General features: G+C 72.0%; 19 protein-coding genes. 8 read left to right on the top strand and 11 right to left on the bottom strand.

Features of this window, described 5'->3' with window-relative positions; all coding sequences use genetic code 11:
• Nucleotides 1-7 precede the first annotated feature (7 nt).
• On the top strand, nt 8-1,561 hold the full coding sequence (locus ACI379_RS05065; protein ID WP_439790982.1) for an Ig-like domain-containing protein: 1,554 nt from the start codon (nt 8-10) through the stop codon (nt 1,559-1,561).
• A gap of 91 nt (nt 1,562-1,652) precedes the next feature.
• The gene (gene tpx, locus ACI379_RS05060) at nt 1,653-2,147 is read left to right on the top strand and encodes a thiol peroxidase (RefSeq protein WP_439790981.1); all 495 of its coding nucleotides are present in this window, start codon (nt 1,653-1,655) and stop codon (nt 2,145-2,147) included.
• Nucleotides 2,148-2,249: 102 nt separating this feature from the next.
• Here tpx and ACI379_RS05055 read toward each other — a convergent pair whose 3' ends face one another.
• The 6 genes from ACI379_RS05055 to ACI379_RS05030 all read right to left on the bottom strand — a co-directional run bounded on the left by ACI379_RS05055 (nt 2,250) and on the right by ACI379_RS05030 (nt 9,006).
• A complete protein-coding gene (locus ACI379_RS05055) occupies nt 2,250-3,068 on the bottom strand; it encodes an SDR family oxidoreductase (protein WP_439790980.1) in 819 nt (272 codons plus the stop codon).
• A 24-nt stretch (nt 3,069-3,092) separates the two neighbouring features.
• On the bottom strand, nt 3,093-4,250 hold the full coding sequence (locus ACI379_RS05050) for a sulfotransferase family protein (protein ID WP_439790979.1): 1,158 nt from the start codon (nt 4,248-4,250) through the stop codon (nt 3,093-3,095).
• Between the two features lie 32 nt (nt 4,251-4,282).
• Nucleotides 4,283-5,437, bottom strand: a complete 1,155-nt coding sequence (locus ACI379_RS05045) for a hypothetical protein (protein ID WP_439790978.1) — start codon at nt 5,435-5,437, stop codon at nt 4,283-4,285.
• Nucleotides 5,434-7,326, bottom strand: coding sequence for an adenylyl-sulfate kinase (gene cysC / locus ACI379_RS05040; RefSeq protein WP_439790977.1), 1,893 nt, complete (start codon nt 7,324-7,326; stop codon nt 5,434-5,436). Before cysC ends, ACI379_RS05045 begins: the two co-directional genes overlap by 4 nt.
• Complete coding sequence (gene cysD / locus ACI379_RS05035; RefSeq protein WP_439790976.1) at nt 7,326-8,234, bottom strand: sulfate adenylyltransferase subunit CysD; 909 nt, start codon at nt 8,232-8,234, stop codon at nt 7,326-7,328. Before cysD ends, cysC begins: the two co-directional genes overlap by 1 nt.
• A gap of 220 nt (nt 8,235-8,454) precedes the next feature.
• A complete protein-coding gene (locus tag ACI379_RS05030; protein WP_439790975.1) occupies nt 8,455-9,006 on the bottom strand; it encodes a TetR/AcrR family transcriptional regulator in 552 nt (183 codons plus the stop codon).
• A gap of 151 nt (nt 9,007-9,157) precedes the next feature.
• Here ACI379_RS05030 and ACI379_RS05025 point away from each other — a divergent pair, with 151 nt between their 5' ends.
• Entirely contained in the window at nt 9,158-11,608 is a 2,451-nt protein-coding gene (locus tag ACI379_RS05025) for a DUF6351 family protein (RefSeq protein ID WP_439790974.1), read from the top strand.
• 7 nt (nt 11,609-11,615) lie between these two features.
• Here ACI379_RS05025 and ACI379_RS05020 read toward each other — a convergent pair whose 3' ends face one another.
• Complete coding sequence (locus tag ACI379_RS05020) at nt 11,616-12,785, bottom strand: YibE/F family protein (RefSeq protein WP_439790973.1); 1,170 nt, start codon at nt 12,783-12,785, stop codon at nt 11,616-11,618.
• A gap of 100 nt (nt 12,786-12,885) precedes the next feature.
• Entirely contained in the window at nt 12,886-14,484 is a 1,599-nt protein-coding gene (locus ACI379_RS05015; protein WP_439790972.1) for a condensation domain-containing protein, read from the bottom strand.
• 266 nt (nt 14,485-14,750) lie between these two features.
• On the opposite strand from ACI379_RS05015, the gene ACI379_RS05010 reads away from it, so the two are divergent.
• Both ACI379_RS05010 and ACI379_RS05005 read left to right on the top strand, forming a co-directional pair.
• The gene (locus ACI379_RS05010; protein WP_439790971.1) at nt 14,751-15,536 is read left to right on the top strand and encodes an alpha/beta fold hydrolase; all 786 of its coding nucleotides are present in this window, start codon (nt 14,751-14,753) and stop codon (nt 15,534-15,536) included.
• 42 nt (nt 15,537-15,578) lie between these two features.
• Nucleotides 15,579-17,108 carry a hypothetical protein gene (locus tag ACI379_RS05005; RefSeq protein WP_439790970.1) on the top strand — a complete coding sequence of 510 codons (1,530 nt, stop codon included), beginning with the start codon at nt 15,579-15,581 and terminating at the stop codon, nt 17,106-17,108.
• 3 nt (nt 17,109-17,111) lie between these two features.
• On the opposite strand, the gene ACI379_RS05000 is transcribed toward ACI379_RS05005, so the two are convergent.
• Both ACI379_RS05000 and ACI379_RS04995 read right to left on the bottom strand, forming a co-directional pair.
• Entirely contained in the window at nt 17,112-18,425 is a 1,314-nt protein-coding gene (locus ACI379_RS05000; protein ID WP_439790969.1) for a PAS domain-containing protein, read from the bottom strand.
• 250 nt (nt 18,426-18,675) lie between these two features.
• Complete coding sequence (locus tag ACI379_RS04995) at nt 18,676-18,834, bottom strand: hypothetical protein (protein WP_439790968.1); 159 nt, start codon at nt 18,832-18,834, stop codon at nt 18,676-18,678.
• A gap of 119 nt (nt 18,835-18,953) precedes the next feature.
• Here ACI379_RS04995 and ACI379_RS04990 point away from each other — a divergent pair, with 119 nt between their 5' ends.
• Nucleotides 18,954-19,430, top strand: coding sequence for a hypothetical protein (locus tag ACI379_RS04990; protein ID WP_439790967.1), 477 nt, complete (start codon nt 18,954-18,956; stop codon nt 19,428-19,430).
• Entirely contained in the window at nt 19,427-19,912 is a 486-nt protein-coding gene (locus ACI379_RS04985; RefSeq protein WP_439790966.1) for a glutathione peroxidase, read from the top strand. The genes ACI379_RS04990 and ACI379_RS04985 overlap by 4 nt, the downstream gene beginning before the upstream one ends.
• A gap of 13 nt (nt 19,913-19,925) precedes the next feature.
• Here ACI379_RS04985 and ACI379_RS04980 read toward each other — a convergent pair whose 3' ends face one another.
• Nucleotides 19,926-22,085 carry an MMPL family transporter gene (locus ACI379_RS04980; protein WP_439790965.1) on the bottom strand — a complete coding sequence of 720 codons (2,160 nt, stop codon included), beginning with the start codon at nt 22,083-22,085 and terminating at the stop codon, nt 19,926-19,928.
• 82 nt (nt 22,086-22,167) lie between these two features.
• Between ACI379_RS04980 and ACI379_RS04975 the strand changes: the two genes are divergently transcribed.
• Nucleotides 22,168-22,653, top strand: coding sequence for a MarR family winged helix-turn-helix transcriptional regulator (locus ACI379_RS04975; RefSeq protein ID WP_439790964.1), 486 nt, complete (start codon nt 22,168-22,170; stop codon nt 22,651-22,653).
• Nucleotides 22,654-22,665: the final 12 nt, after the last annotated feature.

Raw genomic sequence — 22,665 nt, 5'->3', positions numbered from 1 at the left:
TCTGCACATGTCACTCCGTACTCGCGTCGCGTCAGCCGCCGTCGTCGCCCTCGCCGCCTCGGTGGCGGCCGTCCCGAGCGGTGCCGCGCAGGCTGACGGGGACACGGTCACGATCCGTGGGTATGTCTTCCAGTTCTCCAAGTCGATGTTCCGCGGCGTCTTGCCGGGCGCGGTGGTGGACGCGGAGATCAACGGCAACGCCCCGGACGCCAGCGTGGTGACGCCGGTCGTCGCGGACGCGGACGGGTACTACGAGATCGAGGTGCCCGACGACGCGGCCGTGTCGCTGTTCGCGACCGTGCCCGAGGCGGCGCGCCCCTCGTACGACCTCGACGGGTCCGGCCCGCTGCCCTCGCTGCCGATCCCGTTCCACACCACGTACAACCAGACGTTCCACACGAGCGGGGACGACCTCAACTTCGTCACCTTCCAGGTGCCGGCCGAGCCGGTCGTGAAGCAGCTGGCCGCCGGCTTCGGGCTCAACGTCCGCGGTGACCTGTGGCCGTACGAGGACCTCGACGGCGGCAGCGGAGCGCTCGACCTCAACGACGGGTACGGCGCCCTCAACAACGGCACCGAGGACGTCTGCGTCGTCGCCTCCACCGTGTACCGCGCCGACAAGCGCATCGTCGTCGACACCTCCGGGGACCAGCACGCGCCCACCCACAAGGAGTACTTCGACATCTTCTACGCCAACCCGCCGCACGGCCGGGCGGGCGCGACGGCCGACAAGATCCCCGGCGCCGGCATCGCGGGCGGCGCTCTGCTCAACCCCATCTACTTCGACGACACCGTCACGCCCAACCCCAACCAGCAGAAGACGTCGGGTGACGGCGGCGTCCTGTGGGTCGACGTCCCCACCGGCACCCACACGGTCAGCGCGCACATGGACGGCACCCGCTTCGCCAGCGCCGACATCACCTGCCAGCCCGGCCGGTTCGTCAACGCCAGCCCCGTGTGGGGCCTGTACGAGCTGCACCCGGGCGAGCAGACGCACCCGGCCACCGTGACCGGCCTCGAGGTGACCACGCCACCCACCACCGCGTACGGCGCGCAGGTCCGCATCGACGTCACCGTCGGCGGCGGTGCGGCCGCGGACGGGTATGTATCGATCGAGGTCGATGGCACGGAGGCGACCGTCGCCCGCGTCACGGACGGCGTCGCGAGCGCGACCTTCCCGGCCCGGTACGCCCCCGGTGAGCACCAGGTCGTGGCCCGCTACTCGCCGCGCGGGACGATCCCCGTGCGCAGCAGCCGCGCCGTCACCCTCACCACGACCAAGGCCACGCCCAAGGTGGTGCTGGTGGGTCAGCGCGTACGGGGCACGCAGCGCCGGTTCTCCATCGGGGCGGTCGTCATGACAAACGGCTTCCTCCCGACCGGATCCGTCCAGCTGTACGCGGGCGGCAAGAAGCTCGGCCGCCCCGGGCGGGTGACGCACGGCGTCTTCCAGCGCACCGTCACCCTGCGCCGGACCACGAAGGTGCGCGCGGTCTACCTGGGCGACACCAACACGCAGCGCGCCAGCAGCAAGGCGCGGACCCTGCGCGTGCGGCGCTGAGGTCTCGACAGGCGCAACCACCGGCCGCGGGACAGTGCCCACGTGGTGGGTGGATTCCCCCGCACGCCCGCTGGGCGGCTAGAACTACGACATGGCTACTACCGCTTTCAAGGGCAACCCCGTCCAGACCGTCGGCGACCTTCCCGCCGTCGGTGCCGCTGCTCCCGCCTTCGAGCTCGTCGGCGAGGGCCTCTCGTCGTTGACCTCCGGCGACCTGTCGGGCCGCACGGTCCTCAACATCTTCCCGAGCGTCGACACCGGCGTGTGCGCGGCCAGCGTCCGCACGTTCAACGAGCTCGCTGCCGGCCTCGAGAACACCACCGTCATCAACGTCTCCGCCGACCTGCCGTTCGCGCAGGCCCGCTTCTGCGGCGCCGAGGGCATCGAGAACGCTAAGGTGGGCTCGACGTTCCGCTCCGCCTTCGGCCAGGACTTCGGCGTCACCATGACTGACGGCCCGCTCGCCGGTCTCCTCGCGCGCTCGGTCGTCGTCCTCGACGAGAACGGGCAGGTCATCCACTCCCAGCTCGTCGACGAGATCACCACCGAGCCCGACTACGACGCCGCGGTCGCCGCGCTGGGCTGAGGCTCGTCACCGGTGTGTCCGCCCGCTGGTTGGGTGTCGGGGTTTCGACAGGCTCAACCAGCGGGCGCTGCACCGGGAACGTGGTCGTCACCGCCGTGCCCGTCAGTGGTGACTCTGCCCGCAGGTGACGTCGAGGCACTGGCCGGTGACCCCGCTGGCGAGGTCCGAGGCCAGGAAGAGCGCCGCGTCGGCGATCTCGTCCGGCGTCGGCAGGCGCCGCGAGTCCGTCTGGGCCGCGACCTGGCCGTACGACTCGACCACCGTCCTGCCGCCCCGCTCCTCGAGCCGCTCGAAGGAGCGCCGCAGCTTGTCGCCCCAGATGTAGCCGGGCGCCACCGAGTTCACCCGGACGCCCCGGGGCCCGAGCTCGACCGACAGGCTGCGGGCCGCGGCCAGCAGGGCCGCCTTGTCCATCCGGTAGCTGCCGTACCCGGACAGCCGGTTGCGGATCACGATCGAGTTCACCAGCACCACCGACCCGCCGTGGGCGGTGAGAGTCGGGGCGAGCTCCTGGACCAGCCCGACGGCGGCCAGGACGTTGACGTCGGTGGTGCGGCGTACGAGGTCCAGGTCGACCTCGAGCAGCTTCTCGGCGGTCGTGTGGGTGAAGGCCGCGTACGCCAGGACGTCGACGCGCCCGAGCTCCTCCACCGCGGCCGCCACCAGGTGGCGGCGGGCCGCCGCGTCCGTCACGTCGGTGGGGACGGCGAGGGCGCGTCGCCCGGTGGCCCGCACCTCCTCGGCGATCGCGTCCAGGCGGGCGCCGTCCCGGGCGGCGAGGACCACGTCGGCCCCCGCCTCCGCCGCGCGTACGGCCAGCGAGCGCCCCAGGTCGGGGCCGGCGCCGGCGACGAGGACGACCTTGCCGGGCAGGATCGGCGGGGCGGGCGGACGCGGCGGCGTCTCGATGGTGGTGGTCATGTCGTCTCCTCCGTCGGTGGGTGCTCAGCGCGCGAAGGCGTCGAGCACGGTCCTCTCGCTGAGGCCGTAGTCGCCCATCGAGTACGTGTGCCGCGGCGCGGCCTTGCCCTGCTTGGCCTCGCGGTCGATCTCGGTGACGGCCGCCTCGACCTCGGGGGTCCAGTCCAGCCCGAACGCGTCGTACACCGACCGGACCGTGCCGACCTGGTCGCGGACCAGGTCGCCGAACGCGACGTCGACGAACTGGGACTGGTCGTAGCGGCCCCGGGCGTCGTGGAACGCGTGGTACGAGCGGGACCACAGGTCGAGCTGCGTACGGCCGATCGTCTCGCCCACGAACGTCTCCGAGTGCCCCTCGGTGGCGCCCACGGCCAGCGAGCACGCCGAGGTGATGCAGGTGACGGGGTCGCGGTGCGTGTACACCACGAGCGCGTCCGGGTACGCCGCCATGAGCGCGTCGAGCGCCGTCATGTGGGACGGGTTCTTCAGCACCCACCGCTTGTCGGGGTCGTTGAGGCCCACCAGCTGCAGGTTGCGGCGGTGCCGGGCGTACGCGTCGGTCCAGTCCTGCCCGGCCAGCCACTCGGTGTAGCGCGGCAGGTACGCCGTCGACTCGTACGAGTTGGACTTGCCGGTCTGGCGCAGCAGCCGCCAGCACTCCTCCACCGTCGCCGCGTCCATGTAGTGGATCCCCATGAACTCCGGCGACTCCGCGTGGTGCGCCGCGAACGCGCGCTGCATGGCCGCGTAGCGGGGGTCCGCCTCCCAGCTGTCCCGCGGCGGGCGCGGCTGCGGGAACTGCGTCAGCCACATCTCCAGCCCCTGGCTGGCCGGGTCGGCGTGCAGCAGCCGGTGCAGGATCGTCGTCCCCGTCCGCGGCAGCCCCATCAGGAAGACGGGCCGCTCGATCGCCACGTCCGCGTGCCCGGGGTGGGCCGCGAACGCCGCCTCGGTGAGCAGCACGCCGGTCAGCGCGCTCTTCACCTCGGCCCGCTGGAACGCCCGGCCGCGGCCGGTGAGCCCGGCCTCGGCGGAGTTGAGGTCCTCGACGATGACCCGCAGGCCCTCCTCATGGGCGCCGTCGCCGAAGTCGGACAGCCCGGTGGAGCGGACCGCCGCCTCGGCGATCTCCTCGTACGTCCCGACCTCGGCGCGCTCGCGCACCATCACGTTGTCGCTCATGGCTTGCTCCTGTTCCTCGTGCGAGGGGGTCCTCACGAGATCATCCGGCGGGCGACGCCCACCTGGCGGTCGGCGATGCGGGCGGCGTACTGCTCGGGGGTGACGCGGTTGTCGGGGAGGAACGGCAGGTGGTCGGCGAGGTCGTCGAGCTCGACCAGCTCCACGACGGGCCCGTCCGCCTCGGTCAGCGGCTGCTCCACGCGCTGCCAGCGCAGCATGATCACGCCGGTGGCGTGGTCGGTGGTGTCGAGCCAGTTCGCGACGCCGGGGTTGCGGGTGGAGATGACGTACCGGAACTTCCCGTCGGGGTCCGCCTGCGACTGCGCCGCCGTCAGCGACGTCTGGTGGTGCTCGTAGTCGGTGGAGACGTACCACTTCGACCCGATCTGGATCGCCTGGTAGCCGGCGTGCGCGCACACCGGCACGGTCACGACCAGCGCCTGGTCGTCGCGCAGGTCGTAGTGGCCCAGCGACGAGTACTGGCTGGCCAGACCGCCGGGGGTGGTGCGCGGGACGGTCAGCGTGTTGACCGGCTCGCGGTAGGTGAACCACTTCGGGAACTCGAACCACGTCCGGATCCGGGTCGTGACCGCCTTCGCGGCCACCGCGTACCGCTTGGTGACGCTCTCGCGGGTCACCGGCGGACGGGGGACGCCGGCGGTGTCGAGCCGCTGGATCCGGATCGTGCCGCGCCGCTCGCCCACCCAGTCGCTGTAGACCTCGCGGATGATGACGCTCGACCCCTTGGTGGCGCCCAGCTCGGGCCCGAAGGTCCAGCTGAACGACCCGTCCTCGGCGACGTCCAGCTCGCGGTCGTCGAACGCGGCCAGCGTGGTCGGGCTCCCCTCGGGCGTGTAGTTGCCGTCGACGACCTGGAAGCTGAGGTCGGCGGTGGTGCCGCGGGTGCCGGAGATCTCGTACGTCCCGCCCTCGTCGAGGTAGGCGTTGAAGTAGATCGCGTCGGGGTTGTCGAGCCCCTGGCGTGCGTACTGGTGGGTGCCGTTCATGAGCACCGGGTGCTGCAGGTCGTACGAGAACGCCGCCTGGACGGCCGAGCGGATGCAGCCGGAGAGGTAGTCGTACCCCTCGGCGCGCTCCTGCTCGGTCACCTCGAACGGCGGGTCCGCGATCAGCGCCTCCGCCTCGGCGAGCGCCTCGCGGAAGGGCAGGGTCCAGTCGTCAGTCATCGCTCTCCTCCATTCCCTCGCTGGTCGAGCGTGTCGAGACCGTCGACCAGCTGCACCAGCCGGCGTGCGGCCGCCTCGACGGAGCCGACGCCGACCAGGCGCAGTTCCGGGTCCATCGGCGGTTCGTACGCGGCGTCGATGCCGGTGAAGTCGCGGATCTCGCCGGCGCGCGCCCGGGCGTACAGGCCCTTGGGGTCGCGGCCCTCGCACGCCTCCAGCGAGGTGTCGACGAAGACCTCGACGAACCGCAGCCCGGCCGCCTCGTGCGCGGCGCGGACCCGGTCGCGGGCCTCGCGGTCGGGCGAGACCAGGGCCACGAGGGCGACCTGTCCGGCGTCGGCGAGCAGGGTGGCGACCTCGCCGGCCCGGCGTACGGCCTCGGCGCGGTCGGCGACGGAGAACCCGAGGTCGGCGTTGAGGCCGTGGCGCAGGTTGTCGCCGTCGAGCAGGTACGCGGCGCGACCCTGCTCGGTCAGCAGTCGCTCCGCCTCGGCGGCGATGGTCGACTTGCCGGAACCCGACAGGCCGGTCAGCCACACCGTCATCCCGGCGCCGGGGGCGGCGGCGGGGCGCTCCTCGCGGGAGACGGCGCCCTCGTGCCACACGACGTTCTCGTGCTGCTGCGCCGGGCCGGTGATCATGCCGGCCGCGACGGTCGCGTTGGTGGCCTCGTCGACGAGGATGAACGCTCCCGTCTCGCGGCTGCGGCGGTAGCTGTCGAAGAGCAGCGGCTGCTGGGTGCGCAGCGTGACGCGGCCGATCTCGTTGAGGGCCAGCGCGTGCACGTCCGTGTCGCGGTGCAGCGTGTTGACGTCGAGGCGGTAGTCGACCTGCTCGACGGTGGCGCGCGTGGAACGGGTGGTGTGCTGGATCGTGTACCGGCGACCGGGCTCGAGGGTGGAGGCGTCGGTGAGCCAGCAGACCATCGCGTCGACGTCCTGGCCTACGTGCGGCCGGTTCTGCGGGCGGCAGATCAGGTCGCCGCGGGCGATGTCGATGTCGTCGGCGAGCTCGACGGTGACGGCACGACCGGCGGCGGCCTCGCTGAGCGGCTTGCCGCCCGGCGCCCACAGGCGGGTGATCGTGGAGGTGCGGCCGACGGGGAGCACGGTGACCTCGTCGCCCGGCTTCATCACGCCACCGGCGACGGTGCCGGCGTACCCGCGGAAGTCGTGCAGGTCGGCGTCGCGTGAGGAGTGCGGACGGATGACGTACTGCACGGGGAGGCGGACGTCGATCAGGTTGCGGTCGGAGCCGACGTGCAGGTTCTCCAGGGTGTCCAGCAGCGAGGAGCCCTTGTACCAGGCCATCTCGGCGCTGCGGGTGACCACGTTGTCGCCGGTGAGCGCGCTGATCGGGATGAAGGAGAGGTCGGAGACCTCGAGCTTGGCGGCGAACTGCTCGAACTCGCCGCGGATCCGCTCGTACACGGCCTGGTCGAAGCCGACGAGGTCCATCTTGTTGACGCAGACCACGATGTGCGGGATGGCCAGCAGGGAGGCGAGGAACGCGTGGCGGCGCGACTGCTCCAGGACGCCCTGGCGGGCGTCGACGAGGATGATCGCGACGTCGGCGGTCGAGGCGCCGGTGACCATGTTGCGGGTGTACTGGATGTGGCCGGGGGTGTCGGCGATGATGAACTTCCGCCGCGGTGTGGCGAAATAGCGGTAGGCGACGTCGATCGTGATCCCCTGCTCGCGCTCGGCGCGCAGTCCGTCGGTCAGCAGAGCCAGGTCGGGGGCCTCGGAGCCGCGGTTGCGGCTGGCCGTCTCCACGGCGTCGAGCTGGTCGGCGAAGATCGCCTTCGAGTCGTACAGGAGGCGCCCGATCAGGGTCGACTTCCCGTCGTCGACGGAGCCGGCAGTGGCGATGCGCAGCAGCTCGCTCATCAGAAATACCCTTCCTTCTTGCGGTCTTCCATCCCGGCCTCGGAGATGCGGTCGTCGGCGCGGGTGGCGCCGCGCTCGGTCACGCGGGCGGCGGCGACCTCGGCCACCACGTCGGCGGGGGTGGCGGCGGTCGACTCGACGCAGCCGGTGCAGGTGGCGTCCCCGACGGTGCGGAACCGGGTGAGCGCCTCGAACGGCTCCTCGCCCTCCAGCGGGGTGATGAACCGGTTGACCTCGAGCAGCATCCCGTCGCGCTCGACGACCGTGCGTGGGCGGGCGTAGTACATCGAGGGGAGCTCGATGCCCTCGCGCTCGATGTACGCCCAGATGTCCAGCTCGGTCCAGTTGGACAGCGGGAAGACGCGGATGTTCTCGCCCTTGCGGTGGCGGCCGTTGTACAGGTTCCACAGCTCGGGGCGCTGGTTGCGGGGGTCCCACTGGCCGAAGGAGTCGCGGAACGAGAAGACCCGCTCCTTGGCCCGCGCCTTCTCCTCGTCGCGGCGGGCGCCGCCGAAGACGGCGCCGAAGCCGTTCTCGGTGATGCCACGCAGCAGTGCGGTCGTCTGGAGGCGGTTGCGCGGGGCGCCCGGGTACTCCTCGTGCGAGCGGCCGGCGTCGATGTCGTCCTGGACGCTGGCGACCAGCAGGCGCAGGCCGTACTGCTCGACGGTGCGGTCGCGGTACTCGATGACCTCGTCGAAGTTCTGGCCGGTGTCGACGTGCATGACCGGGAACGGCACCGGCGCGGGCCAGAAGGCCTTCATCGCCAGGTGCAGCATCACCACGGAGTCCTTGCCGCCGGAGAAGAGCAGGCCGGGCTTCTCGGCGGTCGCGGCCACCTCTCGGAAGATGTGCACCGACTCGGACTCGAGCCGGTCCAGGTGTGTCTGTTCGTGGAAGGTCGTCACGGACGTTCCCCTCTCGTCGATTTCGTGTCAGAACAATGACACGAAATGTCGGGAGTGGGGAATCGGCGTCGCACTCAGTGGGCCGCCGAGCGGTTGGTGTGGGGAACTTTGACCTGTTGTGGGGGTTGCAACGCCTACAACGTGACGAAGTCCCCGCCTGAGCGGGGACTTCGACGTGACGTAGGGAACTCCGACACGTTGTGGGGAACTCCGACGGAGCTCAGTCCCCCCGACGCTCCACCAGCGCGTCAAGCGCCCCGCGGACGGTGTCGACCGCCTCGGGCGTCGACATCCGCCACACCTTGACCAGGCGCTCGTACGTCTCGTTGCTCCAGAGCACGTCGAGGAGGGCGGCGAGGCGTACGTCCCCGCCGCTGGCCTGCAGCAGCGCCTGCATGCGCTCGCGGTTCATCGCCACCGCTGCGTCGGAGGGCCGGGTCAGGGACGGGGTGTCGGGGGTGAAGGTGTCCAGCGACTCGAAGAGCCGCCCGACCACCTCGCCGACGCCGTCGAGGGTGAGGTCGTCGTAGGAGATGGAGGCGCGCTGGTTGATCCGCAGCAGCATCTCGTCGTGCAGGTCGCGCTGGGTGGGGAAGTGGCGGTAGACGGTGCGCTCGCTGATCCCCGCGGCCTCGGCGACCGCCTTGAACGTGATCCCGGCCCAGTCCCAGCCGGCGCCGGCGTGGGCGAGCTCGAGGGCGGCCTCGAGGATCCGGTCGCGGCCCCTGCTCTGCCGGCGGGAGCTGTCGTACGCGCGGGCTCCCTCGGACATGCGCTGACTGTAACGCCGGGGTGCGCGGGCGCGGGCGCTGACCCGGACCCGCTGCGGAGAGCCCCGTATTCAGGGGATGACAGCGTGACGCGCGTCACAGTAGCGTCCGGCGAAGCCCGAACTTCCCGGAGCCCTGGTTCGAGGAGGCGTCATGCCTGTCCGTCGTCGTACCGCCGTCACCGTCGTCCTGGCCACCTGCGCCCTGGTCGCCCCGATCGGGGCCGTCGCGCAGGCGAAGCCGCGGCCCTCGCCGGGGCACCTGCGGATCTCCGTCCTCTCCAGCGCGCCCGACCAGGTGAGTGCGGGCGACGCGCTGGTCCAGGTGTCGGTGCCGCGCAGGGTCAAGGCCTCCGACGTACGCGTCAAGGCCGGCTCGCGCGACGTCACCTCCGCGTTCGAGGCGACCGGTGCGGGCACCCTCGTGGGTCTCGTCGAGGACCTGCCCGAGGGGACCACCACCCTGCGGGCGACCGCGCGCAAGGCGGGCTCCACGTCGCTGCGGGTCCGCAACCACCCGCAGGCCGGGCCGATCTTCTCCGGCCCGCAGCAGCAGCCGTTCGTCTGCACCACCGCCCGCGGCACCTTCGACGGCCGCAAGATCCTCGGCCAACCCATCGTCGACAACACCGACCACTTCGGCATCCCCGTCGCCAAGGAGGCCGCCGACGGGTCGTACCCGCAGGACGGTCGCGGCTATCCGACGGCCGCCGCGGAGATCGTCGGCTGGAGCGGCAACTGTGCGGCCGAACGCCGGATCTCGTACCTCTACCGCTCCACCACGGACAACCGGTTCCACTGGCTCGACGATCCCTCGTCGCCGCCCGCCGACACGGCCACGACGACCGCGCCCGACGGCTCGACCGTGCCGTACGTGGTCCGCTGGGAGCGCGGCACCATCAACCGGTTCGTCTACAGCATCGCCGCGCTGGCGCCGGTGGGTGACGACGCGGAGCAGCCCGACACGTCGCTGTGGAACCGCCGCCTGGTCTTCTCGTTCCAGGGTGGTGTCGCGATCGGCCACACCCAGGGCACCACGAGCGAGTCCGCGATGCTGCCGCACGACCTGCTCAGCCGCGGGTACGGCGTCCTGTGGTCCAGCGGCAACCGCACCAGCACCCACTACAACCTGCAGCTCGGCGGCGAGACGGCACTGATGCTCAAGGAGCGGGCGGTCGAGACGTACGGCGTGCCCGACTACACCGTCGCCGTCGGCGGCTCGGGCGGCGCGATCCAGCAGTACGTGTACGCCCAGAACCACCCCGGCCTCATCGACGCCGCGATCCCGCAGTACTCCTACCCGGACATGGTCACCCAGATCATCCACGTCGGTGACTGCGAGCTGCTGGAGCACTACTTCGACGCCACCGACCGCGCCAACGCGAAGTGGAAGGACCCGGAGGTCCGGCAGGCCGTCATCGGCCTCAACGGCACCAACGAGCCCAAGAACCTCTCCGCCGGCGAGATCAACCAGTGGAACCAGCTGTACGGCGCGATGGGCGCGCTCGGCTACCAGGTGATGGACCGCAAGCCCGGCTCCGCGGCACCCGCGCTGATGGAGTGCAAGCCCGGCTGGTTCGGGCTGACCCCGCTCGCGCTCAACCCGACCTTCACCGACGTGCAGGACCTCGACAAGCTCGCCCAGGGCACCGAGGGCGTGCAGTGGACCCACTTCGCCGACCTGGTCAACATCTACGGGACCGACGAGACCGGGTACGCCCGCGTGCCGTGGGACAACGTCGGCGTGCAGTACGGCCTCCAGGCGCTCACCGAGGGCGTCATCACCCCCGCCGAGTTCCTCGACCTCAACGCGCAGGTCGGCTCGTGGAAGGAGGCCGGCGAGATGGTCACCGAGGGTGCCCCGTTCGCGGGCGCGCTGACCCCCGCGAACTTCGACCCGTGGAGCTCGCGCAACATGAACCTCAGCCCCGACGACGGCACCACGCCGGCCGCGCGGCGCAGCGGTGACCTCACCGCGATCCGGGCGGCGTACACCTCGGGGATGCAGTTCACCGGCGACATCGACATCCCGGTCATCGACCTGCGTCCGTACCTCGAGGACGAGCTCGACATGCACAACACGCAGCAGTCGTTCGCGACCCGCCAGCGGATGCTCAACGTGGACGGCGACGCCGGCAACCAGGTGATCTGGTTCGCCGACGCCCGCCCGACCCAGCAGTACGACCCCACGCTGAAGGCGTTCGAGGTCATCGACCGGTGGATGGCCAACATCGAGGCCGACCCGCGGCGCGGCGTCGTCGGCAACAAGCCGGCCGAGGCGGTCGACTCCTGCTGGACCAGCACCGGCGAGCTGATCGCGTCCGGGGCCGGGGTGTGGGACGGCGTCCTCGACGACGGTCCGGACGGGTCCTGCACGCAGCGGTTCCCGATCTACTCCTCCTCGCGCCGCGTCGCCGGCGGCCCGTACGAGGGTGGCGTGTGGAAGTGCGCGCTGCAGCCCGTCGAGCGTGCCGTCCGCAAGGGTCTGTACGGCGACTGGCGCCCGAGCGCGACGGAGAAGCAGCGCCTCGCCGAGATCTTCCCGACCGGCGTGTGCGACTACTCCAAGCCCGACGTGGGCAAGCCGCAGCGGGGTCGCCGCTGAGGCGCCGTCAACCAGCCGACGTCTCCTCGCCGCGCCCGCCGAAGACCAGCGCGGCCAGCGCGGTCGTCACCGGCACCGCGGCGATCAGGCCGAGCGTGGCGACGATGCTGCGTACGACCTCCTGGGCGATCACCTGGTCGGTGAGGACGCCGCCGAGGGAGTTGTTGTTGGCGACGATGAGGATCAGCAGAGGCAGGGACGAGCCGGCGTACGCCAGCACGATCGTGTTGACCACCGACGCGATGTGGGAGCGCCCGACGCGGCTGCCGGCCCGGTAGAGGTCGAGGAAGCGGTACGCGGGGTTGGCGCGCGCCAGCTCGGTGACCGTCGCCGCCTGGGTGACGGTGACGTCGTCGAGGACGCCGAGCGAACCGATCACGATCCCGGCGAGCAGCAGACCCTGCATGTTGACGGTGTGGCTGACGCCGAGCGAGTTGGAGATGTCGTCGGTGACGCCGGTCAGGTGCAGGGCGCTGACCGCGAGGGCGGACAGGGCGCCGGTCAGGGCGAGGCTGGCCAGGGTGCCCAGCACGGCGACCGTCGTCGACATCGAGAACCCGTGGGTCAGGTACAGCACCGACAGGATGATCGCCGACGAGGCGACCAGCGCGACCAGCAGCGGCGAGGACCCCGCCAGCACCGCGGGCACCATGAACAGGATCAGCAGGGCGAAGGTGATCCCCAGCCCGACCAGCGCGGTGACGCCGCGCAGGCGCCCGAACGCGACCAGGGCCAGCACGAACGCCCCGACCAGGACCCACATGCCGCTGGCGCGCTGGTGGTCGACGATCGCGTACGTCTCGCCGTCCGGGGTCGTGGTGGTGATGAGGACGACCCGGTGTCCCTCGGCGACCTCGGGGGCGCCGATCCCGTTGGGCAGCGGCACCGTCACGGTCTGGCCGGCGTCGGGGCCGTCGCTGAGCGTGACCTTCGCGGTCCCGCAGCCGTTGACGTCGTCGGGCAGCTCCTCGGCGCACGTCTCGCGCTCCAGGGAGACCACCTCGCCGCGCGACTCGGCGGCGGCGGCCGCGTTCTCGCTGGTGGGCAGCCCGCCGGAGGGCCACAGCACGACGAGCGCGACGACGGTGAGCAGCGCCAGCGGGGCGACGACGGCGACCGCGAGCCGCCGCAGGCTCCTGCTCTCGCGTGCCGCGTGGTGCGCGTGGTGACCGCCCATGCCGTTCCCTCCCGGAGTGGTGCCCCCGGACGGGGGCGGCGCCCGGACCGGGCGACTCTCGATGCTAGTCGCGCCGTACGGCTGGGCCGCCGCGGGCGTCTCAGCGCTGCTGTCCCCACCCGAAGCGGGACTCGGCGATGAAGTCGAACAGGTCCCACTCGATGCGCGCCCTGATGTCCGGGCCGTGCCAGGGGGCGTCGAAGAACGACAGCTCGTACACCTGCCGCCACTGCTCGCCGGCGGCCACCAGGGTGATCACGAACTCGTCGCACCGCCCCTCGCCGGTCGGTCGTACGAAGGTGATTCGCAGGTCGTCGAGCTCGCCGGGGCGCAGCTTGGCCGCCACGGCCTCGTGCACCGCGCGGGTCACGGTGGACTCGTCGAACGACGGCTCGCGGTGGGTCTCGATCCACAGGTGCGCGGCCACCTGCAGGTGCGCGATCAGGGCGTCCAGCCACCCGCCGACGTGGCGCCGCGCCTCGTCGGTGTCGGGGTAGCGGCAGCGCAGGTGCAGGCCGGAGTCGTCGAGGATGAACCACGCCATCACGCCGTCGGTGAGGATCTCGGCGCCGACGTACTGCGCCTCCAGCCCGACGGAGTCGACGCGGACCGGCAGCCGCCGCAGGTCGAGCCACGAGATCGCGAACATGCCGGGAGCGGTCGGCATCCCGCCCCACGGCTCGAGCACGTCGGCGAGCGGCCAGGACCCCAGCTCGACGGTCTCGCGGACCGCGCGGGCGGCCTCGCGGGGGTCGGCGTCGACGCACTCGAGGACGGAGTTGGTGATGAACCAGCCGACCGAGTCGTGCCACGTCGGTTCGTACCGGCTGTGCACGGGGAAGACGGCGCGCAGCGGCTGGTCGGCCAGCTCGCGGGTGACCGCCGTCATCGCGCTCACCACGAGGCTGAGGGTCGAGACGCCCTGCTCGGCCGCACTCGCCGCGAGTCCGGCGCACCCCGCGACGTCGAGCACGTCGCGCACCTCGACCCGTTCGCGCTGCGGACGTGCCACGTCGCCCAGCGGCAGGGGGAAGCGCGGCATCACGTCGCCGCCGTCGGCGATGATCTCGGCCCAGCGTCGGCGTACCTCCGCCGGTGCGACGGGGCGCTCGCGCAGGGCGTGCGTGTGCTCCGCGAACGACGGCGCGGGCGGCAGCTGCGGCGCGGTGCCGGCGCGTACGGCCCCGATCGCGGCCAGCAGGTCGCGCGCTACCACCAGCATCGACCACATGTCGGTGTGGGCGTGGTCGGCACCCACGACGACGGTCTGCCCGGCGGCCGTCTCCAGCAGGCACAGGCGGTGCGAGGGGGTGGCGTACGGCGAGCAGGCCGTGTCGAGGACGTCGCGCAGCGCCTCGTTGACGGCCTGCCCGGGGGCGACCGGGTGCTCGGTCCAGCGGCCGGGGCCGAGCTCGACCTCGTGCAGCCGCGGGCCGTCCTCGCCGGGCTCGAAGACCGTCCGCAGGGTGCCGTGGCGGGCGACCACGGCGAGCCAGGCCGCCGCCAGGTCGTCGGGGTCGACCGGCTGTGGGAGCCGGAACGACAGCGCCATCCACGAGCCCGGGCGCGCCCCGTGCCCGACGTGACGACTCTGGTCGAACGAGACCGGCAGCTCACGACCCTGCTTGACGACCGTCACGTCGTACCCGAGAAGGCGGCCGAACGGGAGACGGAGATGCGCAACGTTGGTCAGCCGCATGCGGCAAGCCTAGGTGCGAGCCCTGCCCGGGGCACCCGTTCGGCTCACCCAGCAGCAGGGTTGTTGATCGTCCTGGTCTGCAGGAACTCGCGCACGCCGGAGTTGAGGAAGCACGTGCCGAGGGTGTCGACGAGGGCCGCGGCCCTGTGGTCCGGTGACGACGGTCACCAGGTTTCTGGTGGCGTGACGCACGAGGTGCGTGCAACGCCGCCCGGCGGCGTCCGCAGGCGGTTAGCGTGCCCGTGACAGCGGCGTGAGGAGAGACGATGCCCACCTTCCAGGTCCCCGGGGCGGAGCTCGACGTCGAGCTGAGCGACGAGGGCGGACACCCCGTCGTCCAGCTGCACGGGCTCACCTCGAGCCGTCACCGCGACCGGCTCCTCGACCTCGACCTGGGGCGCGGCCTGAGCGGCACCCGGCTGCTGCGGTACGACGCCCGCGGGCACGGCCGCTCCACCGGTCGCCCGGTGCCGCAGGATTACCACTGGGCCGTCCTGGCCGACGACCTGCTGCGGCTGCTGGACGCGTGGTTTCCCGGCGAGAAGGTGCACGGGGTCGGCCCGTCGATGGGCTGCGCGACGCTGCTGCACGCGGCCGTGCGAGACCCCGACCGGTTCAGCGGCTTGACCCTGCTGGTGCCGCCCACGTCGTGGGAGACCCGGGCCGCGAAGGCCGACGACTACCGCGCCGCCGCCGAGGTGGTGGAGACCCAGGGGATGGCCGCCTTCGTGGAGGCGGGGCGTACGGCTCCGCGCCCGCCCGCGACCGTCGACTCCCCGGAGACCGTCCCCGTCGTGGGCGAGGAGCTGCTGCCGACCCTGCTGCGGGGCGCGGCGCTCACCGACCTCCCGGCCCGCCGCGACGTGGCGCGCATCGGCGTACCCGTCACGATCCTGGCGTGGGTCGACGACCCCGCCCACCCGGTGTCGACCGCCGAGGCCCTGCTCGAGCTGCTGCCCGACGCCACGCTCGAGGTCGCCCGCACGCCCGCCGACGTGGGGCGGTGGCCGCAGATCCTGATGGCCGACGTGACGCGGGCCGCCGGGGGCTGAGGAGCCGGGGAACGCCCGGCGTCACTGCGCCGTCCGAGCCCCATGCGCCCGATTCCTCTGCTGGCCGTCGCCCTGCTGACCGCCTCGCTCCTCACGGCCTGCGGCACCGAGCCCTCCGACCCTGACGGAAGCAGCCCCGGCGACGTCTGGCAGACCCAGCGCCTCGACGCCACCCCCGGGCCCGACGCCTCCCCGGTCTTCGTGACCGACGGCGACGACGCGCTGCTGCTGACCGTCTCCGAGGACGGCGAGCTCGTCTCCCACGTGTCGGTCGAGGGCGCCGACTTCGAGCGCGGCACCCCGCTCGACGCGGGCGTCACCTACCTGGAGCTCGGTGACGCCGTACGCCTGCCCGACGGCGACTGGTACGTCCTGGGCAGCGGCGGGCTGGCGGGCTCGGGCAACGACGAGCGGATGCTGTTCGAGCCGCACGCCTTCCGCAGCGCCGACGGGCTGAGCTGGGAGGAGGTCGACGTCGACGGCTTCACCGACGCCGTCGACATCGGCGCCCTGGAGGTCGTCGACGGCACGATCGTGGTCGCGGGCACGTACCGCACCGCGAAGGACCCGGGGATGGGTGGCTTCGAGGCGCACGCGTGGACCAGCGCCGACGGGGAGCGCTTCACCCGCGTCGACCTGCCGGGCGTCCCGGCGTACACCGGTTACCGCACCGAGTCGTACGCCGGCCACGCCGCCGTCGTCGGCGACCGGCTGCTGGTCGGCGGACGGACCGGACGGGACGCCGCCCTCTGGGCCACCGACGACGCGGGCGCCACCTGGCAGCAGGTCGGTGCCGGCCTCGACGTGTACGACCTCAGCAGCCTCACCGTCGTCGGCGACACCGTGCTGGCGGGGGTCGCCGAGGGCCGCCACACCGCGTACGCCTCCACCGACGCGGGCGACTCCTGGTCGGCCGTCGAGGCGCTCCGCAACGGATCCGAGGACGGGGCGTGGGCTCCGGTCTGGGCCGGCGGTGCCGGGTTCTGGACGCTCACGGGCGTGGACGAGATGCGCTGGAGCCGGCCGGAGGTCTGCTACGCCGACCTCGACCAGTGCGGCAAGAACCCCGGGCCCAGACTGGTGACCAGCGCCGACGGGGACAGCTGGACCGCCGTCGACCTCGACGGCTCCGTGGACGAGGTGGTCGGCACCGCCGACGGCCGTACGCTCGTCCTGACCGGCGACGGGGACGGCATGGCCGTCCACGAGCTCGCCGCCGGCACCACCCCGCCGGAGGCCGCCGACCCGGTCGAGCCGGAGACCGTCGAGCTGGTCACCCTCGGCGAGGACGAGGAGCCGGTGGTCGGCACCCGGTACCACGCGCCGATGTACTTGCACTGCGGCATGACGCACTTCTGGTTCGGCGGCAAGCCGTGGGGGCGCACCGACCGCGGACCCGACATCGAGACCGGCGCCGGCGACGACTCGGCGCCCACGGGCTGGCCGTACGCGCAGGGGATGCTGTACGGCTACGCCACCGTCACCGGGGCCGACCACCTGGAGTACACGACCGCCGACGGCGAGGTCATCGCCACCTACGAGCGGATCAGGAAGGCGTACGGCTGCGCGTGAGGCTCAGCCCGCGGCGAGCCGACGGGCGGGCTCCCGCACGGCCTCGAGGTGCGCGTGCGCGGCGTCCCGGTCGAACCGTACGACCGCGGAGGACGCCTGTCGGCCGAGCGCACGCAGCTGCTCGGTCCACTGCCAGCTCGTGGTCAGCTCCTCGTCGATCGGGCGGACCTGCTCGGCCAGCGCCGCGCGGGCGTGACGCAGTACCAGGTGGCGCCACTGCCCGATGAAGCGGCGGAAGTCGTCGAGCAGGGTGCCGGCCTCGCTGACCAGGGCGGCGACGTGCTGCAGGTCGCCGTTGACCTTCTCGACCTGCGCGGCCATCTCGGCCACCGATGTCTCGGCGGCGTCGCACAGCAGCGGCACCGCGGTGAGCGAGCTGGCCGGGGCGACGCCGTCGTGGACCTCCGCGGCGAACGCGGCGGCCATCTCGTCGTACAGCGCGGTCAGCGCGATCTGGAACCGGACCCGGCCGATGTCGCCCCGCAACCGCGAGAAGTCCTCGGGAAGCTGGGCCAGGGCGGTCACCGCGTCGGTCATCGGCTGCGCCATCACCCGCGCCACGTTGGACAGCACCGGGGACTTCTCGGCGACCAGGGCGGAGGCCTGCTGCGCGGTGTGCACCGACACCTCGAGCCGGTGCGCCATGTCGAGGACGTGCACCGCCGCGTCGGCCAGCTCGTCGCCGAGGGCCTGGTAGGTCGCCAACGACTCCACCATCGCGTCCAGCTGGTCGGCCAGCGCGCCGGTCCCGGCCAGCACGGACGCGACGTCGCCGGTCGCCGCCGACCGCTGGTGCGCCTCGGAGACGCGGTGCCCGCGGGCGGAGATCTCGAGCGGGAGGGCGACGTGCATGAACTCCTCGTACGAGGAGAAGCCGTAGGTGGCGAGCGTCGCGACGATCGCCTGGGCGCCGCGCTCGGCCACCTCGCGCCGCGACAGCCCGGCCGCGGCGGCGTCGCGCTCGACGCGCACCGCCTCGACGTACACCTCGCTGACCAGGTCGACGGCCTCCGGCGTCGGCGCGACCCGGACGGAGACGAAGCCGTCGTGCAGCGGGCTGACCACGGCGCAGACCCAGTAGTGGTCCCCGGCCTTGGTGCGGTTGCACACGTACACGGCGACGGGGGTGCCGGCGGCCAGCGAGTCCCACATGAGGCGGAACGCGCCGGCCGGCATGTCGGGGTGCCGCACCACGTTGTGGGCGGTGCCGAGGAGCTCGTCGAGGGGGTAGCCGGAGACGCGCACGAAGACGGAGTTGCCCTGGCGGATCACGCCGCGGACGTCGGTGGTGGAGAAGAACAGCTCCTCCGGACCCATCTGCACCTCATGAGGAATGGGGGTCGTCGTCGACGTTTCCACGGTCAGGGTTCCTTCCAGTCACGGCGTGCGCGAGGGGTACGCCACGGAGTCCCCGAGAGCGGCGCAAGCCTAGGGTCGCGGTGCCGGGCCCGTGGTGGTCGTGGGCCGAACGGCACGGAAATAGAGCCGAACGGTCACCCGAGCAGGGACGCCGTGGCGGCGGAGTCCGCGTACTCCTCGAACCGCGCGATCCGGCCGTCGACCAGCGTCACCACCAGGCAGACCGGGATCCGTACGGGAGCCCCGGCTGCGGAGGTCCGATGTTGTGCCAGGTGGTCACCTCGTCGGCGTACAGCTCCTCGTCAGCACGACGCCCCTCCAGGAACGCCGGCAGCCACCGGCGCGCGACCTCGAGGGCCTGCTGCACGCCGTCGGGGAGGGGGTCTCGACCAGGGGCTCGCTCACGACGCACCATCCTGACGCGATTTCGGCCCCGACGGCGCCCGTTCCTGCCACAGTGTCCTCCTCGGACGACTGGGGAGAAGGATGGAAGCGCTCAAGGCCGCGTGGGCCGACCCCTACCGTCGCGCCCTCATCATCGGCGTGACGGTCCTGGTGCTGCTCGCCAACGTGCCGTTCGTCGTCGGCGGGCTCAAGGAGCGCCACATCCGTACCGACGGGGTCATCGGCAACGCCACCGTGACCGAGCTCCGGACGGTCGGGGAGGGCGAGGACGAGGAGTTCTGGCTCGACTACCGGCTGCCCGACGAGTACGGCGACCGCACCGAGCACAGCGTGCGGGTCAGCGAGCCCGTGTGGAAGCGGGCCGACCTGCGCGACACCATCCGCGTGCAGGTGCTCGCCGAGGACCCCGAGGAGCACAAGGTCGAGGGGGCCGAGGAGGGACACGTCGTCGGCCTGACCACGATCGTGGTGGACCTGCTGATCCTGGGCGGCTTCGCGTACATGATGTACTCGCGACGACCCCGCCGCGAGACGTCCCCCGTCAGGAGCTCCACGTGACCACGTTCAACGACTTCGACGCTCCCCTGATCGACGGCACCGCGCGCGACCTCTCCGAGTACGCCGGGCAGGTCGTGCTGGTCGTCAACACCGCCTCCAAGTGCGGCTTCACCCCGCAGTACAAGGGCCTGCAGCAGCTGCAGGAGACGTACGCCGACCGGGGCTTCACCGTGCTCGGGTTCCCGTGCAACCAGTTCGCCTCCCAGGAGCCGGGCGACTCCTCCGAGATCGCCGAGTTCTGCGACCTCACCTTCGGCGTCACGTTCCCGCTCTTCGCGAAGATCGACGTCAACGGCTCCGACGCGCACCCCCTGTGGACCTGGATGAAGGGCGAGAAGTCGGGCGTGCTCGGCAGCCGCGGCATCAAGTGGAACTTCACCAAGTTCCTCATCGGCCGCGACGGCCAGGTGCTCGCCCGGTACGCACCGAAGACGACGCCCGAGGCCATCGCGGCCGACATCGAGGCGGCGCTGGGCTCCTGAGCCCCGGCCGGCCTCAGCCCTCGGTCGGACCCACCTTCCGCGGCCACCAGAACCGGTCGCCCAGGGTGAGCACGACCGCCGGTACGAGGACCGTGCGCACCAGCAGCGTGTCCAGCAGGACGCCGATGAAGACGACCACGCCGAACTGGGCCAGCATCACCAGCGGCAGCACGCCCAGGACGGCGAAGACCGAGGCGAGCAGGATGCCGGCCGACGTGATCACCCCGCCGGTCGCGGTGAGCGCCCGCAGGATGCCGGTCCGGGTGCCGACGTTGCGGGCCTCCTCGACGGCGCGGGTGACGAGGAAGATGTTGTAGTCGACGCCGAGGGCCACCAGGAACAGGAAGGCCAGCAGCGGCACGGACGTGTGCAGCGCCGAGAAGTCGAGCACCTGGGTGAAGACCCACCACGACGCACCCATCGCGGCGACGAACGTGGCCAGCACCGTCGAGACCAGGATCAGTGGCGCGACCACCGAGCGCAGGATCAGCACCAGCGCGACCACCACGAGCCCGAGGATGATCGGCACCAGGAGGCGCTCGTCGCGCGACGCGCCCTCCGACTCGTCCATCTCCTCGGCGGTCCCGCCGCCCACGTGGGTGTCGTCGAGGTCCTCGAGCTCCGCCCGCAGTGCGCGGACGGTGGCCTCGTTGGCCTCCGTGCTCGGTGAGCTCTCGGTGGTCACGTCGAGGCGTGCCACGCCCTCGCCCTGGGCGCTGACCCGTACGGCGGTCACGTCGTCGGCGCCGGAGATCCTGTCCACCACCAGCTGCGGGTCCTGGCGGGTCAGCACGGTGACCGGGTCGGAGCTGCCGGCGGGGAAGTGTTCGCCGAGCCGCTCGGCACCCGAGACGGACTCGGGGGTGTCGAGGAACTGCTCGGCGGCGCGCAGGCCGACCTGGATCTGGGTCATGCCCAGCCCCAGGCCGATCACGACGAGCAGGCTGGCGGCCACGAAGGTGCGCGGGCGGCCGGAGACGGCGCGACCGATCCGGCTCCAGATGGAGGTCTCGCTGTCGACGAGCAGCGCCTCACCGACGCGCGGAACCACCGGCCAGAACAGTCCGCGGCCGAAGAGCAGCATCGCCGCCGGCAGCACGAGCATCACGAACGACGCCGCGATCAGGACGCCCACCGCGCACGCCAGCCCCAGGCCGCGGGTGTTCGGCACCAGGGACAGCAGCAGGGTGAGCAGGCCCAGGATGACGGTCGTGGCGCTGGCGAAGACGGCCTCGGCGGTGGGGCCGTACGCCCGGGCCATCGCCTCGAAACGGTCGTCGGTGCTCTTCAGCTCGTCGCGGTAGCGGGAGATCAGCAGCAGTGCGTAGTTGGTGCCCGCGCCGAAGACGAGGACGCTGAGGATGCCGACGGTCGACTCGTTCCAGACCAGCCCGAGCCCTGAGAGCACGTGGGTGGCGGCGATCGAGGCCGTACGGTCGGCGACGCCGACGACCAGCAGCGGCACCAGCCAGAGCACGGGGCTGCGGTACGTGATGATCAGCAGGATGGCGACCACCACGGCGGTGACGCCGAGCAGCTTGAAGTCCGCGCCGGCGAAGACCTGGCCGAAGTCGGCCTGCAGGGCAGCGGGACCGGTGACGGCCACGTCGACGCCGTCGGGCGTCTCTTCAGCCAGCCGCTTGCGCAGGTCCTCGACCGCGTCGATGCGCTGGTCGGAGTTGGTGGCGGTGACCGGCAGGACCGCCATCGCGGCCGACCCGTCCTCGGAGACGGTCAGCGGGCTCTCGGCCTCGGGGTGGTCGCCTGCCTCCTCGCCACCAGCAGGCGCAGCGCCCTTCTCGCCCCGGTCGCGGGTGTGCTCCATGCCGTCGGCCTCACCTGCGGTGAGCTCGGAGAGCAGCTGGAGCGTCTGACGGGACACCTGACGAACGGCCTGCGGCGAGAGCTCGCCGTCGTCGGTGGTGGTCCACAGAGCGATCGCCACCTCGGCGTCGGTCTCGGGCAGCTCGTCGGCCAGTTCGGCGGCCAGGGTGCTGTCCATCCCGGCCGGCATCGAGTCGGTCGGCGCCTGGTCGTGCGTGGCGGCCGGGACGAGTGCGATGACGAGGATCCCCAGCAGCAGAGGCACCAGCGCCAGCAGCTTGCTGACCCTGCGACCGGTGAGCGCGCGGGCGAATCGTCCGGGTGTGCGTTCAGTGCTGGGAGAGGGCACCGTGGGCTCCTGAATCATTAAGAAAGTTAACTACTAGTGAAGTATGCTACCTCTCGGGTCAAGAACGTCACAAGGAGGGCCCGTGGAGCACGGCAGCACGCAGCAGGGGGTTCCCCCTGCTCTTGCGGGGACCTGGCAGCAGACGTCCACCCTGCTCGCGCTCCGCGCCCTGATCAACGAGGTCGTCCACTCCAACCACCTCGTCGCCCGCCGCGCAGGCATGTCCGTCTCGGAGCTGGTGACCCTCGCGCACCTCTCCCAGGACCGGGTGGGACCCGCCGAGATCGCACGACGGCTCGGCCTCACCACGGCCGCGACGACCGGCATCGTCGACAAGCTGGAGCAGCGGGGGTACGTCGAGCGCCACCCGCACCCCGGCGACCGGCGCCGTACGGAGCTGGTCATCTCCCCGACGGGGCGCAGGCGGATGGTCGAGCTGATGCTGCCCATGTTCACCGCGCTCGACGACGTGGACGCCGCGCTCGACGAGGGCGAGCGGGAGGTGGTGCAGCGCTACCTCCTGGGCGCGCTGGAGGCGTACCGGGAGCTGCGGGACCCGGTGGACTGAGGCGCCAGGGTC

Origin of the sequence: Nocardioides sp., assembly GCF_051876515.1 — a bacterium.
Taxonomy (GTDB): domain Bacteria; phylum Actinomycetota; class Actinomycetes; order Propionibacteriales; family Nocardioidaceae; genus Nocardioides.
The sequence above is the reverse complement of the archived record's forward strand: the minus strand, read 5'-3'. Positions and strand labels throughout refer to the sequence as shown.

Excerpts from the sequence above, each read along its gene's own strand:
- ACI379_RS05045 (WP_439790978.1), bottom strand. The coding sequence starts at position 5,437 with ATGACTGACGACTGGACCCTGCCCTTCCGCGAGGCGCTCGCCGAGGCG.
- ACI379_RS05050 (WP_439790979.1), bottom strand. The coding sequence starts at position 4,250 with ATGAGCGACAACGTGATGGTGCGCGAGCGCGCCGAGGTCGGGACGTAC.
- ACI379_RS05065 (WP_439790982.1), top strand. The coding sequence starts at position 8 with ATGTCACTCCGTACTCGCGTCGCGTCAGCCGCCGTCGTCGCCCTCGCC.
- ACI379_RS05000 (WP_439790969.1), bottom strand. The coding sequence starts at position 18,425 with ATGGGTCCGGAGGAGCTGTTCTTCTCCACCACCGACGTCCGCGGCGTG.
- ACI379_RS05015 (WP_439790972.1), bottom strand. The coding sequence starts at position 14,484 with ATGCGGCTGACCAACGTTGCGCATCTCCGTCTCCCGTTCGGCCGCCTT.
- ACI379_RS05005 (WP_439790970.1), top strand. The coding sequence starts at position 15,579 with ATGCGCCCGATTCCTCTGCTGGCCGTCGCCCTGCTGACCGCCTCGCTC.
- ACI379_RS05030 (WP_439790975.1), bottom strand. The coding sequence starts at position 9,006 with ATGTCCGAGGGAGCCCGCGCGTACGACAGCTCCCGCCGGCAGAGCAGG.
- ACI379_RS04990 (WP_439790967.1), top strand. The coding sequence starts at position 18,954 with ATGGAAGCGCTCAAGGCCGCGTGGGCCGACCCCTACCGTCGCGCCCTC.
- ACI379_RS05055 (WP_439790980.1), bottom strand. The coding sequence starts at position 3,068 with ATGACCACCACCATCGAGACGCCGCCGCGTCCGCCCGCCCCGCCGATC.
- ACI379_RS05010 (WP_439790971.1), top strand. The coding sequence starts at position 14,751 with ATGCCCACCTTCCAGGTCCCCGGGGCGGAGCTCGACGTCGAGCTGAGC.
- cysC (WP_439790977.1), bottom strand. The coding sequence starts at position 7,326 with ATGAGCGAGCTGCTGCGCATCGCCACTGCCGGCTCCGTCGACGACGGG.
- ACI379_RS05025 (WP_439790974.1), top strand. The coding sequence starts at position 9,158 with ATGCCTGTCCGTCGTCGTACCGCCGTCACCGTCGTCCTGGCCACCTGC.
- tpx (WP_439790981.1), top strand. The coding sequence starts at position 1,653 with ATGGCTACTACCGCTTTCAAGGGCAACCCCGTCCAGACCGTCGGCGAC.
- ACI379_RS05020 (WP_439790973.1), bottom strand. The coding sequence starts at position 12,785 with ATGGGCGGTCACCACGCGCACCACGCGGCACGCGAGAGCAGGAGCCTG.